This window comes from Xanthomonas cassavae CFBP 4642 (assembly GCF_000454545.1).
Classification (GTDB): Bacteria; Pseudomonadota; Gammaproteobacteria; order Xanthomonadales; family Xanthomonadaceae; genus Xanthomonas; species Xanthomonas cassavae.
In genome coordinates, this window is sequence record NZ_CM002139.1 from 3,163,165 (window position 1) to 3,177,553 (window position 14,389).

General features: G+C 66.2%; 20 protein-coding genes. 19 read left to right on the forward strand and 1 reads right to left on the reverse strand.

What is annotated here, in order from left to right:
* Window positions 1-1,692, reverse strand: a 1,692-nt coding sequence (locus tag XCSCFBP4642_RS29240) for a terminase ATPase subunit family protein (RefSeq protein WP_033898367.1), incomplete at its 3' end; no start/stop codon positions are given.
* A 147-nt stretch (window positions 1,693-1,839) separates the two neighbouring features.
* Between XCSCFBP4642_RS29240 and XCSCFBP4642_RS0113995 the strand changes: the two genes are divergently transcribed.
* The 19 genes from XCSCFBP4642_RS0113995 (at window position 1,840) to XCSCFBP4642_RS0114085 (ending at window position 14,273) form a co-directional block, all read left to right on the forward strand.
* Window positions 1,840-2,682, forward strand: coding sequence for a GPO family capsid scaffolding protein (locus tag XCSCFBP4642_RS0113995; RefSeq protein ID WP_029220341.1), 843 nt, complete (start codon window positions 1,840-1,842; stop codon window positions 2,680-2,682).
* Window positions 2,683-2,728: 46 nt separating this feature from the next.
* The gene (locus XCSCFBP4642_RS0114000) at window positions 2,729-3,742 is read left to right on the forward strand and encodes a phage major capsid protein, P2 family (RefSeq protein ID WP_029220342.1); all 1,014 of its coding nucleotides are present in this window, start codon (window positions 2,729-2,731) and stop codon (window positions 3,740-3,742) included.
* Between the two features lie 3 nt (window positions 3,743-3,745).
* The gene (gene gpM, locus XCSCFBP4642_RS0114005) at window positions 3,746-4,465 is read left to right on the forward strand and encodes a phage terminase small subunit (protein WP_029220343.1); all 720 of its coding nucleotides are present in this window, start codon (window positions 3,746-3,748) and stop codon (window positions 4,463-4,465) included.
* Between the two features lie 98 nt (window positions 4,466-4,563).
* Window positions 4,564-5,031: a head completion/stabilization protein gene (locus XCSCFBP4642_RS0114010; RefSeq protein ID WP_029220344.1), complete on the forward strand. Its 468-nt coding sequence runs from the start codon at window positions 4,564-4,566 to the stop codon at window positions 5,029-5,031.
* Window positions 5,031-5,240, forward strand: a complete 210-nt coding sequence (locus tag XCSCFBP4642_RS0114015) for a tail protein X (RefSeq protein WP_005917735.1) — start codon at window positions 5,031-5,033, stop codon at window positions 5,238-5,240. Before XCSCFBP4642_RS0114010 ends, XCSCFBP4642_RS0114015 begins: the two co-directional genes overlap by 1 nt.
* 4 nt (window positions 5,241-5,244) lie before the next feature.
* Window positions 5,245-5,601, forward strand: coding sequence for a phage holin family protein (locus tag XCSCFBP4642_RS0114020; RefSeq protein WP_005929454.1), 357 nt, complete (start codon window positions 5,245-5,247; stop codon window positions 5,599-5,601).
* Complete coding sequence (locus XCSCFBP4642_RS0114025; protein WP_029220345.1) at window positions 5,594-5,869, forward strand: phage holin family protein; 276 nt, start codon at window positions 5,594-5,596, stop codon at window positions 5,867-5,869. Before XCSCFBP4642_RS0114020 ends, XCSCFBP4642_RS0114025 begins: the two co-directional genes overlap by 8 nt.
* Window positions 5,869-6,507 carry a glycoside hydrolase family 19 protein gene (locus tag XCSCFBP4642_RS0114030; RefSeq protein ID WP_029220346.1) on the forward strand — a complete coding sequence of 213 codons (639 nt, stop codon included), beginning with the start codon at window positions 5,869-5,871 and terminating at the stop codon, window positions 6,505-6,507. Before XCSCFBP4642_RS0114025 ends, XCSCFBP4642_RS0114030 begins: the two co-directional genes overlap by 1 nt.
* Window positions 6,507-6,995 (forward strand): hypothetical protein, encoded by a 489-nt coding sequence (locus XCSCFBP4642_RS0114035; protein WP_029220347.1) that lies wholly within the window; start codon window positions 6,507-6,509, stop codon window positions 6,993-6,995. The genes XCSCFBP4642_RS0114030 and XCSCFBP4642_RS0114035 overlap by 1 nt, the downstream gene beginning before the upstream one ends.
* Window positions 6,992-7,411: a phage tail protein gene (locus tag XCSCFBP4642_RS0114040; protein ID WP_029220348.1), complete on the forward strand. Its 420-nt coding sequence runs from the start codon at window positions 6,992-6,994 to the stop codon at window positions 7,409-7,411. The genes XCSCFBP4642_RS0114035 and XCSCFBP4642_RS0114040 overlap by 4 nt, the downstream gene beginning before the upstream one ends.
* Window positions 7,399-7,848 (forward strand): phage virion morphogenesis protein, encoded by a 450-nt coding sequence (locus tag XCSCFBP4642_RS0114045; protein WP_029220349.1) that lies wholly within the window; start codon window positions 7,399-7,401, stop codon window positions 7,846-7,848. The genes XCSCFBP4642_RS0114040 and XCSCFBP4642_RS0114045 overlap by 13 nt, the downstream gene beginning before the upstream one ends.
* Before the next feature lie 81 nt (window positions 7,849-7,929).
* Window positions 7,930-8,820 (forward strand): baseplate assembly protein, encoded by an 891-nt coding sequence (locus XCSCFBP4642_RS0114050; RefSeq protein ID WP_029220350.1) that lies wholly within the window; start codon window positions 7,930-7,932, stop codon window positions 8,818-8,820.
* Window positions 8,813-9,358: a phage tail protein I gene (locus XCSCFBP4642_RS0114055; RefSeq protein ID WP_029220351.1), complete on the forward strand. Its 546-nt coding sequence runs from the start codon at window positions 8,813-8,815 to the stop codon at window positions 9,356-9,358. Before XCSCFBP4642_RS0114050 ends, XCSCFBP4642_RS0114055 begins: the two co-directional genes overlap by 8 nt.
* Before the next feature lie 9 nt (window positions 9,359-9,367).
* Window positions 9,368-10,873, forward strand: a complete 1,506-nt coding sequence (locus XCSCFBP4642_RS0114060; protein ID WP_029220352.1) for a phage tail protein — start codon at window positions 9,368-9,370, stop codon at window positions 10,871-10,873.
* A gap of 9 nt (window positions 10,874-10,882) precedes the next feature.
* On the forward strand, window positions 10,883-11,461 hold the full coding sequence (locus tag XCSCFBP4642_RS0114065; RefSeq protein ID WP_029220353.1) for a hypothetical protein: 579 nt from the start codon (window positions 10,883-10,885) through the stop codon (window positions 11,459-11,461).
* 60 nt (window positions 11,462-11,521) lie between these two features.
* The gene (locus tag XCSCFBP4642_RS0114070) at window positions 11,522-12,085 is read left to right on the forward strand and encodes a phage baseplate assembly protein V (protein ID WP_029220354.1); all 564 of its coding nucleotides are present in this window, start codon (window positions 11,522-11,524) and stop codon (window positions 12,083-12,085) included.
* Window positions 12,082-12,441, forward strand: coding sequence for a GPW/gp25 family protein (locus tag XCSCFBP4642_RS0114075; RefSeq protein WP_029220355.1), 360 nt, complete (start codon window positions 12,082-12,084; stop codon window positions 12,439-12,441). The genes XCSCFBP4642_RS0114070 and XCSCFBP4642_RS0114075 overlap by 4 nt, the downstream gene beginning before the upstream one ends.
* Before the next feature lie 155 nt (window positions 12,442-12,596).
* Entirely contained in the window at window positions 12,597-13,733 is a 1,137-nt protein-coding gene (locus XCSCFBP4642_RS0114080) for a phage tail sheath subtilisin-like domain-containing protein (RefSeq protein ID WP_033899259.1), read from the forward strand.
* 30 nt (window positions 13,734-13,763) lie between these two features.
* Window positions 13,764-14,273, forward strand: coding sequence for a phage major tail tube protein (locus XCSCFBP4642_RS0114085; protein ID WP_029220357.1), 510 nt, complete (start codon window positions 13,764-13,766; stop codon window positions 14,271-14,273).
* Window positions 14,274-14,389 lie beyond the last annotated feature (116 nt).

Sequence of the window (14,389 nt, forward strand, 5' to 3'; positions counted from 1 at the left end):
CAGTGCCCACGCCAGGTCCGCGTGGCCGGTCTCTTCCGAGCGGCCAGCGGTGAAGGTGGACTGGCGGCCGCTGGCCGTCATGGTCTTGCGGATGGCCATCAACGATTGCGCCACGTCGGTCCAGCCGGCGTCGAACTCCAGCCGGCCGTTGTGAATCACATCGAACGCCTTGAGCACCAGGCGGGTCTTGACCTCGGGCGAGTAGCTGAAGGTGACCAGATTCGGGAAGAACTGCTTCACCAACTGCGCGACGCCGCTGCCCATGCCGGTGGTGTCGATGCCGATGTAGGTCACCCAGTAGCGGCGCGTGATGCGCTCGATCTCGGCGGCCTGCTTGGCAAAGTCCATGCCTCGGAACTGGATGCGCTCCAGTAGCCGGAACTTGCCGCCGGGCTGCTGCGGGGGCGCGACAACGACCAGGCCAGCTGTGTCGCCGGTCTCGGCCGGGTCGTAGCCGATCCACACCGCGCGATCGCCGTAGGGGCGCAGGGCGAACGGCTTGTAGTCCTGTCCCCACTCGACCCAGCTGTCGACCATGCACGGCTGCAGCATCGCCAACGGGAAGATGCTGGCGCCGTCGTCGACGAAGTCGCACATCAACAGGTTGGCGAACGCATCCGGGCTGTATTCCTCGCGCAGCTCGTCGATGTCGAACAGGTCGCAGCCACGGCGCTGGGCGTCGAGGATGTTGACGATCTGTCGCCACGCCCGGTCCTGGCAACGGCGCCCGCCGGCCAGCGCATCGTGCGAGACATCGATCTGGATCCGCTGCGCGGCCGGCTTGCCCTTGTTGCGGCGCTCGCCTGTCCAGAACGTATAGGCCTCGTGGGCCATGCTAGATGGCGTGCTGAAGTAGGTCTTGCGCCACTTCTTGTGCATCGCCATGCCGCTGGCGACCTTGTTCAACTCGTTGAACCCGTAGGTCCAGAAGAATTCGTCGAAGTAGAAATTGCCGTGGTAACCCTGGGCGGTGCGCGCATTGGTGCCCAGGAAGAACAGCTCGGCGCCGTTCGGGAACACGATGCTGTCGCCGCCGGAGAGCGTCTCGTCGATCGTTTCGCGCACGAACTGCTGCATGTAGCCACGGAACAGGTGCGCCTGCGCCTTGGACGCGCTGAGGAAGATCTGATTGCGCCCGGTGGTGAGCGCATCTATCAGCGCCTCGCGGGCGAAGTAGTACGTTGCACCGATCTGGCGCGACTTGAGGATGATGCGAGTGCGCTCGTTGCTGGCCCGGTACCAATCGCGCTGATAGTCGAAGCAGCCGTCGATGAACGCGGTGGTCAGCTGCTCGACCTGCTCTTCGCTAAACTCGTTGCGCTTGGGCTTCTTCTTGGGCGCTGCATTGCGGTTGGCTACGGCCGGATTCAGATCCGCTTCGTTGCCGCCGCCCTGGTAGCGCTGGATGCGCGCCTGACGCTCCAGCTGCCGGTGCAGCAGATCGATTTCTTTGAAATCCCCGCCGGATTTTTCCGGCTTCATGATCAGCACGACCAGGCGTGCTTCCAGCGCGCCGCCGATGCGCTCGACGTTATCCGCGCGATCCCACTCGTCACGCGACTTCCAGCTGTGTACAGTCTTCTCGTTCTCGCCGATGGCCTGCGCGATCTCAGTCACGCGCCACCCCATCCAGTACAGGAATTTCGCCTGTCTGCGGGTGTCCATCGGGAGTTGAGTGGCGACGCTGCTCATGCACTCAGAGTGACGCGCGCGATCTATTCCCGACAGCGACCGCCTGCGTAACGCCCTGAATTACAGGCCTTTTGCGTTGCTGCGCATTGCGCGGCGTTTGACCATGCACTCATCGCATCGCAAACGCATCCAGCGCAGAGGACACGCATGTCGGCCAAGGCCAAGAAGTTCCGTTCCAACTGGTTCCGCGTGGCCGTCGAAGGCGCCACCACCGATGGCCGCACGATTCAGCGCAGCTGGATCGACGACATGGCCGCGACCTATAACCGCGAGACCTACAGCGCCCGCATCTGGATCGAGCACATGCGCAGCCTGCTGCCGGACTCCCCCTTCCGCGCGTATGGCGATGTCACGGCAGTGAAGGCCGAAGAGGTCGAGATCGACGGCACCAAGCGCCTGGCGCTGTTCGCCCAGATCGAGCCGACCGCCGATCTGGTCACGATCAACAAGGCCAAGCAGAAGCTCTACACCAGCATCGAGGTGCAGGAGAAGTTCGCCAACACTGGCAAGGCGTATCTGGTCGGCCTGGCGGTCACCGACTCGCCGGCCAGCCTGGGCACCTCCATGCTCACCTTCGCCAGCCAGCACCCCGAGGCCAATCCGCTGGCCGATCGCAAGCAATCGCCCGGCAACCTGTTCACCGTCGCCGAGGAAACCGCGCTGGAGTTCAGCGAGGTCAGCGAAGGCCCGGTGGCTGGCCTGCTGAGTCGGATCCGCTCCGCGCTCAAAAGCGAGGACGCCACCAGCATCACGGCCGAGCAGTTTGCCGACCTCGGCCAAGGCATCGAAGAGATCGCCGAGCACGTGCGCGGGCAGGACGAGCGCTTCAACCGCCTGCAGGCCGAGCACGCCGCGCAGCAGACCAAGCACGCGCAGCTGGCAAGCGACCTGGCGCAGCTGCGCGAGTCGCTGTCCCAGCAGCCCGACCCCGCGCAGCCCGCACGCCCGGTGGTCACCGGTGGCGGCGCTGCCGTGCTGACCGACTGCTGATCCCACACCACACACACGCCGCCAGCGCCCCACCTTCGGAGCCACCATGCAAAACGCCACCCGCCTGCAGTTCAATCAGTTCGCCGAGCAGATCGCCAAGCTCAACGGCGTCGCCTCGCCGTTCCACTCCTTCGCTGTCGATCCGACCGTGCAGCAGAAGCTGGAATCGCGCATGCAGGAATCGAGCGAGTTCCTGTCCAAGGTCAACATCATCCCGGTGGACGAGCTGTCGGGCCAGAAAGTGGGCATCGGCGTCACCGGCAGCATCGCCAGCCGCACCGACACGGGCGCCGGCAAGACCCGCACCCCGCGCAATGTCGCCGCGCTCGACAAGAACGAGTACGTCGCCAAGAAGACCGACTTCGACACCGCCATCCCGTATGCGCTGCTCGATACCTGGGCCAAGTTCCCGGACTTCCAGGCGCGCCTGCGCGATGCCATCGTCAAGCGTCAGGCACTGGATCGCCTGCAGATCGGCTTCAACGGCACGCATGCCGCCGCCGACACCGACCGCGCCGCATTCCCGCTGCTGGAAGACGTCAACATCGGCTGGCTGCAGCAGTACCGCACCAACGCCGCCCAGCGCGTGCTGGCGAGCGGCAAGGCCGCCGGCAAGGTGGTCATCGGCGCCGCCGGCGCCGACTACGGCAACCTCGACGCGCTGGTATTCGACGTGGTGAGCAACCTGCTCGATCCGTGGCACCGCAAGGATCCGAGCCTGGTCGTGGTGCTGGGCCGCGACCTGATGCACGACAAGTATTTCCCAATGGTCAACAAGGAGCAGCCGGCCAGCGAGAAGATCGCCACCGATCTGATCTTGAGCCAGCGCCGCGTGGGCGGCCTGCAGGTGGCCGAGGTGCCCTACCTGCCGGACGGCGCATTGATGGTCACCTCGCTGGCCAACCTGTCGATCTACTACCAGACCGGCGGCCGTCGTCGTTACATCCAGGAAGTGCCCGCGCGCGATCGCATCGAGAACTACGAGTCCTCCAACGATGCCTACGTGGTCGAAGACTATGGCCTGGGCTGCGTGGTCGAGCACATCGAGATCGAGGCCTAAACCGTGGCCGACAGTCCCGCCAAGCGTCACCACAGCCGCGTGCTGGCCGAGCTGGAAGCGGCCCAGCGTGCCCCGCACCAGCTCATGGCCGGCGCCACCGCCTACGAGCAGCACATGGCGCAATTGCAGAGCGATCGCCTGCGCCTGAAGCAGATCCAGTCCGACCAGGGCAAGGCCGCCCTGAAGGTGCAGCTGTTGCCCGGGTACGCGCCGTACTTGGCCGGCGTGCTGGCCGGTGGCCAGGGCGCGCAGGACGAGATCGTCGTGACGTGCATGGTGTGGCGGATCGATGCCGGCGACTATGCCGGCGCGCTGGAGCTGGGCGCCTACGTACTCAAGCACCAGCTGCAGATGCCCGACCGCTTCACCCGCACCGTAGGCTGCGTGCTGGCTGAAGAGATCGCCGAGGCGGCGCTGTCGGCGCAGAAGACCGGCCAGGCGTTCGATGCGAGCGTGCTGGCTGACACCGCCACGCTGACCGCCGAGCAGGACATGCCCGACGAAGTGCGCGCCAAGCTGCATCTGGCCCTGGCCCGCGCATCGCTGGCGGGCATCACCGACGAGACGCCCGCCGACCAGGCGCAGCCCATCGTGGCTGCAGCAGTGGCCGACCTGCAGCGCGCCATCGCACTGCACGGCAGCTGCGGCGGCAAGAAGGATCTGGAGCGCGCCGAGCGGCTCCTGAAGAAGTTCAGCGCTGAGCCTGCGGGCGCCAGCGCCTAACCGAGCGTCCCCGCAACCCTCGCCGGCTCGGGGCCGATCCACAGCACTTCACCGCTGCGGTGACGCCCCGACCACCGGCGATCTCTTTCGAGCCATCCATGAGCGGATTCACTGCCACCGGCACCACCAGCGCCACGCCCGATGCGATCGCCAACGCGCCGTTCTGGCCGGCGATCGCCCCGACCAGCGTGCGGGCGAGCATGCGCCTGGATGGCACGGTCACCGATGCACGCCTGCGCCACGCCATCGTCGCCGCCATGCTGGCGGTCAACGATGAGTTGCAGGCCTGGGCGCAGACGCAGCAGGCCGCCGGCTGGGCCGCGTTGGCCGATGTACCCAGCACCACCGTCGACGGCGTCTCGCGCCGCGTCCAGCTGTACCTGCGCGCAGTCGCGTGTGCCACGGCGGTCGAGGTGGCAGAGCGTTATCGCAGCTTCGACGCGACCGACAGTGCCAACCAGCGCGCCGATGACCTGTCACCGAGCATCACCGAGCTACGCCGCGACCAGCGCTGGGCTGTGCGCGACCTGCAGAACCTGCCGCGCAGCACGGTGGAGCTCATCTGATGCGCGTGCACGCCATGCAAGGCGACACCGTCGACCTGCTGTGCTGGCGCCACCTGGGCAGCACGGCCGGCCTGGTCGAGCGCACCTACCTCCTCAATCCCGGCCTGGCCGAACTGGGCGCCGTGCTGCCGCATGGCACGCCAGTGGAGTTGCCCGAGGTAACCACCACCACAGCGGCGATGACGCCGCTTGTGCAGCTATGGGACTGATCTGATGACCGAACCCACCTCCGTATCGAGCGGCTTCTTGATCGCCACCGGTGTGGGCCTTGCCTCCGTGCTGCCTGGCATCGACGGCGACGCGCTGATCGGCGCCTTCGCCGGCGGCGCGCTGTTCGTGGTGTCCGCCGCCAAGCAACCGCTGCTGGCGCGACTGATCTATTTCCCGGTGAGCGTGATCGCCGGCTACCAGCTGGCGCCGGAAATCCTGCGCTGGTTGCCGATCAAGTCCAGTGGCGTGGCCGCCTTCGCCAGCGCGGCGTGCGCGATCACCGTCACGCTGGGCCTGATCGAAAAGAGCAAGTCGTTCGACTTTTCCTTCCTACGTCGTGGAGGTCCGCCCAGTGCATAGCCTGGTCACCGTCCTGACGTTGATGGCCTCGCTCGCCATCTGCGTCCGCCTGCTTACCTACCACCGCCCGGTCGATGCGCGCCATCGACGCGGCGCGGGCTGGTGCGCGTGGCTGTTGATCGCCAGCACCGGCGGCCAGGCACTGCACATCCTACTGGCCGGCGCCGGCTCGCAGGTCAGTCCGTGGCACCTGGGCACGTTGACCGTGCTGGCAGTGCTCACCTACCGCGCCCAGGGCAATGTGGCGCGCATCCTGAAGGTCGATTGATGTTCACCGATACCCAGCTTGCCTCGATCATGCAGTGCTCGGCGCAACGTGCCCAGCGTTGGCATGGCCCATTGATTGCCGCTGCCAACCGCTTCGGCATTACCACCAAGCGCCGCGCCGCACACTGGCTCGGCCAGGTCGGCCATGAAAGCCTGAGCCTGTCACGCATGGAAGAAGGACTGACCTACACCACCAGCGCTCGGCTGCTGGAAGTCTTCGGCGCACGCATCACGCCCGCGCAGGCGCCGCACTACCTGCGCAATCCGGTCGGGCTGGCCAACTTCGTCTACGCCGACCGTCTGGGCAACGGCAACGTCGCCAGCGGCGACGGGCACCGGTACCGGGGGCGTGGTCCGATGCAGCACACCTTCCGGGGCAACTACCAGCGCATCGGTGAGCTGATCGGCTTGCCGATGGAAGAACAGCCCGACCTGCTGCTGCAGATCGAGCCGAGCGCCCTGGGTGCGGCGGCGTATTGGCAGGACAACGGACTCAACGTGCTGGCCGATGCGGACGATGTGCTCGGCCTGGGCCGCAAGATCAACCTGGGCAACGTGCGGGCCAAGCGCTTGCCCGAAGGCCATAGCGATCGCGTGGCACGCACGCAGCGTGCCCTGCAGATCCTGGGTGTCAGCTGATGGTCACGCGCCTGATCATCCTACTGGCGCTGATTGCACTGCTCGTCGGTGGCTGCGTGTGGCAGGAGCAGCGCGTCAGCATTGCGCGCACAGAGCGCAAGCAAGCGCTAGACGCAAAAGCTGCCGCCGTCGCCGAACGCGACAGTGCAAGGGCTTCCACAAAAACCGTTGTCGAGTACGTCGACCGCGTGCAGATCGTGCGCGAAGCCGGCGCCACCATCACCCGCGAGATCCCGATCTATGTCACCCAGAAAGCAGACGCTGCTTGCGTTATCCCTGCTGGCTTTGTGCGGCTGCACGACGCCGCCGCCACGGGCAACCCTGCCGGGCCGCCCACCGGAGATCCTGATGCGCCGGCCGCCGGCATTACGCTCTCTAGCATTGCCGGCACCGTCGCCGACAACTACGCCAGCTGCCACATCACCGCCGCGCAGCTGAGCGCGCTGCAGGACTGGATCGACCTACATTCACCGGAGCCGGCGCCATGATCAAGCCCGCCAGCCTGCGCGCGCATCTGGTCGCTGCATTGCCAGACCTGGCACGCGATGCCGACCGGCTGCTGGTGTTCATCGACGCCGGCAGCCTGGTCAGCACGTTCCAGCCGGGGCTGTCGTTCGAGTACCAGTACACGCTCAACCTGATCTTGACCGACTACGCCGGCCACCCCGACAGCGTGATGCTGCCGCTGCTGCAATGGGTGCAGGTCAACCAGTCCGAGCTGCTGTCCAATACGTCGCGACGCGGCGAGATCGCCTTCGAGGCCGATATCCTCGCCAACGATGCCGTGGATCTGTCGATCAAGTTGCCGCTGACCGAGCGCGTGGTCGTGACGGCGAAAGATGGCGGCGGCTATGACATCACCCATGCACCCGAGCCGGTGATTGATCCGACATGGATGAGCTGACCGCGCTGGAGACCTGGGCCGCACCGCTGCTGGCGCGCCTGCAGGAGGGCGAGCGGCGCAAGCTGGCCCGCAAGATCGGCACCGCGCTACGGCGATCACAGAGCCAGCGCATCGGCAAGCAGCAAGCGCCCGATGGCACACCATATGCACCGCGCAAAGAGCAGTTGCGAGACAAAGCTGGCAGAGTCAAACGCAAGAAGATGTTCGCCAAGCTGCGACAGGCCAAATACTTCAAGGTCAGTGCAAGCCCCAACGCCGTGAGCGTGGGGTTTATGGGGCGCGTGTCGCGCATTGCGCACGTACATCAAGAGGGACTGACTGAGCAGGTCCGGCCTGGCGGCCCCAGGGCACGTTATGAAAAACGCGTGCTATTGGGATTGACTGCCAACGACCGTGGGCAGGTCCGCGCCATGCTCATCGAGCATCTGAGTCAGTAAGCACGCGTCCTACGTGGCGAGTCCGTTGGCTTGCAGCCATCGCGAAGGGACGCTAGACGCGTCCCCTTATCTGCTCGCCACATGGCCTCCTTCACCGCCGTCGATCTATCGAAACTCCAAGCACCAGATCTGATCGAAGCGCTGGACTTTGAGACGATCTTCGTGGAAGCGCTGGCTCAGTTCCGCCGCCTGATGCCTGAATTCTCCGCACTTACCGAAGCAGACCCGGTCTACAAGCTCCTGCAGCTGTTCGCCGCCCGCGAGCTGCTTATCCGCCAACGCGCCAACGACAAGGCACAGCAGACCATGCTCGCCTTCGCCACCGGTACCAACCTCGATCATCTGGGTGCGCTATTCGGTGTCGGGCGTCTGGTGCTCGATCCTGGCCAACCTGCAAACGGCATCGCACCGACCCTTGAATCGGACTTGGACTTCCGCCGCCGTATCCAGCTCGCACCCGAGGGCTTCAGCGTTGCCGGCCCCGAGGGCGCGTACATCTATCACGCACTCAGCGCGTCCGCAGATGTCATGGACGCCAGCGCGACCAGCCCCGCGCCTGGGCAAGTGCTGGTCACCGTGCAGTCGCGCACAGGCGATGGCACCGCGCCGCAGGAACTGCTGGACGAAGTAGCTGCGGTGCTCACTGATGCCGACGTGCGCCCCCTGACCGACGAGGTGGCGGTACGAAGCGCTCAGATCGTCCCGTACGCCATTCGCGGGCGCGTCTATACCTATGCGGGCCCAGACTCGGCGGTGGTCATGCGCGAGGCGCTACGCAGCCTGCAGGCCTATCTTGCCGAGGCACACCGTATCGGCCGCGACGTCCCCGAGTCCGCCATCAAGGCCAAGTTGTTCGTCGATGGCGTGCAGCGTGTTGAGCTGGACTCGCCTGCAGCCGACATCCGGATCAGCCGCACCCAGGCCGCCTACTGCACCGTGATCGACATCGTGCACGCCGGCATCGATGAGTAGTTCACCGCTACCGCCAAATGCCACGCCGATGGAGCGCGCCCTGGCCACTGTCGCCGAGCGCCTGGCCGCGATCCCCTTGCCGTATCCGGACCTGTGGAACCCGGACACGTGCCCGGCAGGCCATTTGCCGTGGCTGGCCTGGACACTCTCGGTGGATGACTGGAAAGCCGACTGGAGCGATGCGGTCAAGCGCTCGCGCCTGCGTAGCGCCATGGCAATCCAGCGCCGCAAGGGCACCGCCAACAGCGTGCGGATGGTGATCGAGTCGTTCGGCGGCGCGGTGGCCATTCGCGAGTGGTGGCAGCAGGAGCCGCGCAGCGCCCCGCACACCTTCGAGCTGGCACTGACGCTGACCGGCGCCGACGGGCAAAGCGCCAGCGCCCGGTTCGTAGAGGAAGTCATTGCCGAGGTCGAGCGCACCAAGCCCGTGCGCGCGCATTTCACTTTCACCCAAGGATTCCAGGCCGAGGCCCGACTCAACGTCGTGGCACGCGGCAGAACCACTTTGTTCCTGCGCCTGCAGGGCGAGGCGAGCTAGAGAGCACACATGCCCGGACTCAAACTCAAGATCACCACCGCCGGCCGCCAGGCCCTGGTCAACGCCGAGCAAACCGGCACCCGTGCATTGACCATCGCCGCCGTGGGGCTGACCAGCGCCGCCTTCGCGGCTAAGGCCGAGCTCACCGCGTTGCCTTCGGAGATCAAGCGCCTGACCACCATCGGGGGAGCGGTCACGGCGAAGGATACGATCCATGTTTCGGTGCGCGACGAATCCAATGCCGTCTACAGCTGTTACGGATTCGGCTTGTATCTGGCCGATGGCACACTGTTCGCTTCCTATGGCCAGCCCGCGTTGCTGGTGGAGAAGTCCGGCGCCGCGTCCGTACTCCTAGCGATCGACGTCGTGCTGGCCGACGTGGACACCGCCCAGATCACCTTCGGCGACACCAACTTTACCGACCCGGCGGCAACCGTCGACGTGCCGGGCGTGCTGCGCCTGGCCACCGACGCCCAGGCCATCGCGGGCGTGGACAAAGAGCGTGCGGTGTCGCCGGCCAACCTGCTTGCGTCGCTCGACCAGCGCCTGGGCGAAATGGGGCCAACCGAATTCATTAAGGGACTATTGTCGCGTCCCAACGCAGCGACTGCGCGCAGCGTCTTGGGAATTCGCACGGCTGCACTCAGCGACGCCGGCCACGGCAATGGCCTGGATGCGGACACCCTGGATGGGCGCCAGGGCGAGTGGTACCGCGATTTCCGCAACCTGCTCAATGTGCCGCAGTCGTTTCTGCTACCCGGCCAAATAGTGGTGATGGCCTCGCTGTATCCGCCCAATGGCTTGCTGGTCTGCGATGGAGCGGCGATCTCACGCGCCAGGTACCCTGCCCTGTTCGGCGCCATCGGCACGATCTACGGCGCAGGCGACGGCAGCACCACCTTCAACGTGCCCAAGATCAAGGACGGCACGGTCATCACCCATACCAGCCTGGCGAAGGCGGTGGGTTCGTACGGCGCCGGCCAGGTCATCTCTCATGCGCATGGCGCCACTGCAGCCGCCGTGGGCGACCACGCGCACTACACCGCGCTCGGCGCAGCCGGTATTCACGCCCACGGTGCCAGCAGTAACCCAGCGGGTGACCACGCCCATGGCGCGTGGACCGATACGCAGGGCTGGCACGGCCACAGCGGCAGCACCAGCGCCTCCGGCGACCACCAGCACCCGGGCGTAATTCCGTCAGGCTCGGTCAATGGCTATGGCGTCTATCGGGAGCGCGACAACGACGCGGCACCTTCCGATGGCTGGACAGGCGCCGGCGGCAACCACGCCCACAGCTTCGGCACCGACGGCGCGGGCAACCACGCACACAACATCGGCATGAACGGCTCCGGCAACCACACCCACGGCATCGGCATCGCCGAAGGCGGCAATCACGTCCACGTGGTGGACCACCGTGGTGCCGGTGCTCACAACCACGCCATCACCGTCAATGCCGCCGGCGGCGGCGACAACCTGCCTGCCGGTCTGCGCATGACCTACTGCATCGCTTATTGAGGGCTCACCATGACCGTATCGCTCCCACGTACCAGCACCGCCTACGCCTTTGATCCCACCACCGGCGAGTTCACCGGCCCGGTCGTCGTCTATCTCTCTGAGCTGGAAGGCCGTTACCCGCTGCCGCCCAATACGGTGTCCACCACGCCGGCACCGCCTGCAGGTCCGTATCAGCGTCATCGCCTGTCGCCAGCCAAGGGAACGTGGGAGGTGGTTCCAGACTATCGGGGCGTGGTGCTTTACAGCACCGATAACGCCATGCCCGTCGCCAACACACTGGCCTTGGGCGATGCGTTGCCAGCAGGCTGCACGACCTCACAGCCGATCACTTTTCTTCCCGGCGACTTCCGCCGTAACGTGTGGGACGATGCACGCGCCAGTTGGCGCGCCGATCCCGACTACAGCGCAGCCCTGGTCTGGGAGAAGGCCACCGGCGCGATCGCGCCGCGGCTGGCCGCCGGCATCGCATTGCCCGGGCAGTTGACCACGGTTGCACCACCGCGACTGGTCGAAGGCACGCTGCAGTGGGACGAAGCTTCACAGGGGTGGATCGTCCAGGCAAAGGCCTCCGACGCCGCGGCTGTGTAGCCCTCAGCGGTACGCTTCGATCCGCATGCGCAAGAGCATGCAGCCACCGACCATGGCTGCATGGACAACGCATCGGCCGCACTGAGTAATGCCATTCGCCTCGGCACTGTGGCCGAGGTAAATCCGGCTAACGCGCGATGCCGCGTGCAGGTCAGCGAGATGCTGACCGACTACCTGCCCTGGGTGGTCACCCTGGCCGGCACCACCATCGTCTGGTCGGCGCCGGCGATCGGCGAGCAAGTCGTGGTGCTGTCGCCTGCTGGCGACCTGGCCGATGGCCTGGTGCTACGCGGCCTGTACTCCGACCAATTCGCAGCGCCTGCCGCGTCCGACACGCTGCACGTGCTGCGCTTTGGCGATGGTGCGCAGATCCACTACGACACCGATGCGCACGCGCTGCAGGCAACGCTGCCCAGCGGAGGCACCGCGACCATCACCGCCGATGGCGGCATCACGCTCAACGGGCCGCTGACCGTCAACGGCGAGACGACGCTCAACGGCGACACCACGATCGCCGGCACCGCGACTGCAAGCACCGATGTCGTGGGCGGCGGAATCAGCCTCAAGAACCACAAGACCACCGGTGTGACCGCCGGCAGCGCACTCAGCGGTGGCCCGCAGTGATCGGCGTCGATGCCACCACCGGGCGTGTGATCGAGGGCGAGCAGCACCTGGCCCAGTCGATCGCCTGCATCCTGACCACGCCCATCGGCACGCGTGAGCAGCGCCGCGACTTCGGCTCGCTGCTGCCCGAGCTGATCGACCAGCCGTTCAACGGCGCCACCCACACGCTGCTCTACGGCGCGACCGCCACCGCGTTGATGCGCTGGGAGCCGCGTTTGCGCCTGACGCGCGTCGACTTGGTCGTCGGCGATGCACCCGGCAGCTTCGTGCTGACCCTGGAGGGTGATCGCACCGACGTTGCCCCCGCCAATGCGCGTTCGCGCCTGACCATCCCGCTCCGCTTCCGCTCGTCCTGATCGAGGAATCCATGTCCACTGCCTACCACCACGGCGTTCGCGTCATCGAAGTCAGCGCGGGCACGCGCACCATCCGCACCGTCTCCACGGCTGTCGTCGGCCTGGTGGCCACGGCCGCCGATGCGGATGATGCTGTCTTCCCGCTCAACAAGGCGGTGCTGATCACCGATGTNGGCACGCGCACCATCCGCACCGTCTCCACGGCTGTCGTCGGCCTGGTGGCCACGGCCGCCGATGCGGATGATGCTGTCTTCCCGCTCAACAAGGCGGTGCTGATCACCGATGTCCTCGGTGCGATCGCCAGCGCCGGCACCCAGGGCACCTTGCGCGCCACGCTGCAGGGCATTACCGACCAGACCAACCCAGTGACCATCGTGGTCCGAGTGGCAGAGGACGCAGATGCGGCCAAGACCACCGCCAACGTGATCGGCGAGGCCAAATCCAGCGGCTACACCGGCCTGTACGCGCTGCTCGCCGCGCAGGCGCAGCTGGGCGTGCGCCCGCGCATTCTCGGCGCGCCTGGCCTGGACACGCTGCCGGTGGCCAAGGCGCTGACCACCATCGCCAAGAAGCTGCGTGCCATGGCCTATGTGCGCCCCGTGGCCGAGACCGTCGCCGAGGCGGTCACCTACCGTGGGCAGTTCAGCGACCGCGAGCTGATGCTGATCTGGCCGGACTTCCTGGCCTTCGATACCGCCACCAGCACCACGACGGCCGCGTATGCCACCGCGCGGGCACTCGGCCTGCGCGCCAAGATCGACACCGACCAGGGCTGGCACAAGAGCCTGTCCAACGTGCCGGTGGCCGGTGTCACCGGCATCTCCAAGGATGTGCACTGGGATCTGCAAGATCCGGCCACCGATGCGGGCGTACTCAACGAAGGCGACATCACCACGCTGGTGACGTTCAACGGGCAACGCTTCTGGGGCTCGCGCACCTGCGCCGAAGACCGCATGTTCGCCTTCGAGACGGCCACGCGTACCGCGCAGATCCTGGCCGACACGATCGCCGAGGGCGTGGCGTTCTACGTCGACAAGCCCATGCATCCCTCGCTGGTCAAAGACCTGCTGGAAACGATCAACGCCAAGTTCCGCGACCTGAAGTCGTCGGGTTACCTCATTGATGCCAACGCCTGGTACGACAGCTCGGTCAACAGCGCCACCACGTTGGCCGATGGCGCGCTGCGCATCGACTACGACTACACCCCGGTGCCGCCGCTGGAGAACCTGCAGCTGTACCAAAAGATCACCACCAGCTACCTGGCCGACTTTGCCGACCGCGTCAACGCGTAACGCACCCGCCTCAGATTTCCGGAGAACCCCATGGCCCTGCCCAAGAAACTCAAAGCGCTCAACCTGTTCAACGACGGTGAGAGCTATCTCGGCCTGGTGGTCGAGGTGAAGCTACCCACGCTGTCGCGCAAGATGGAGGAATATCGTGGCGGCGGCATGAACGGCCCGGTCGACATCGACTTCGGCCAGGAGAAGATCGAGCTCGAATGGAAGTGCGGCGGCCTGATGCGCGGCGTGCTGAACCAATACGGCGCCACCACGCACAATGCCGTGCAGCTGCGCTTTGCCGGCGCCTACCAGCGCGATGACAGTGGCGAGGTGGATGCGGTGGAGGTGGTCGTGCGCGGCCGCCACAGCGAGATCGATCCCGGCACCGGCAAGTCCGGCGATGACACTGAGTTCTCGGTCAAGACCTCCGCCAGCTACTACAAGCTGACTATCAACGGCGCCACCGTGATCGAGATCGATCTGGTGAACATGACCGAGATCGTCAACGGCGTGGATCTGCTGGCCGCCCAACGCCGCGCCATCGGCGCCTGACCCTTCCGGCCTGGCGCCGCCAGGCCTCAGCCCTGAGACCTTCCGATGACCCCGACCTTTTCCCCAGCCATTCCCCTCGACCAGCCCATCACGCGCGGCGAGCAGACCATCACCGA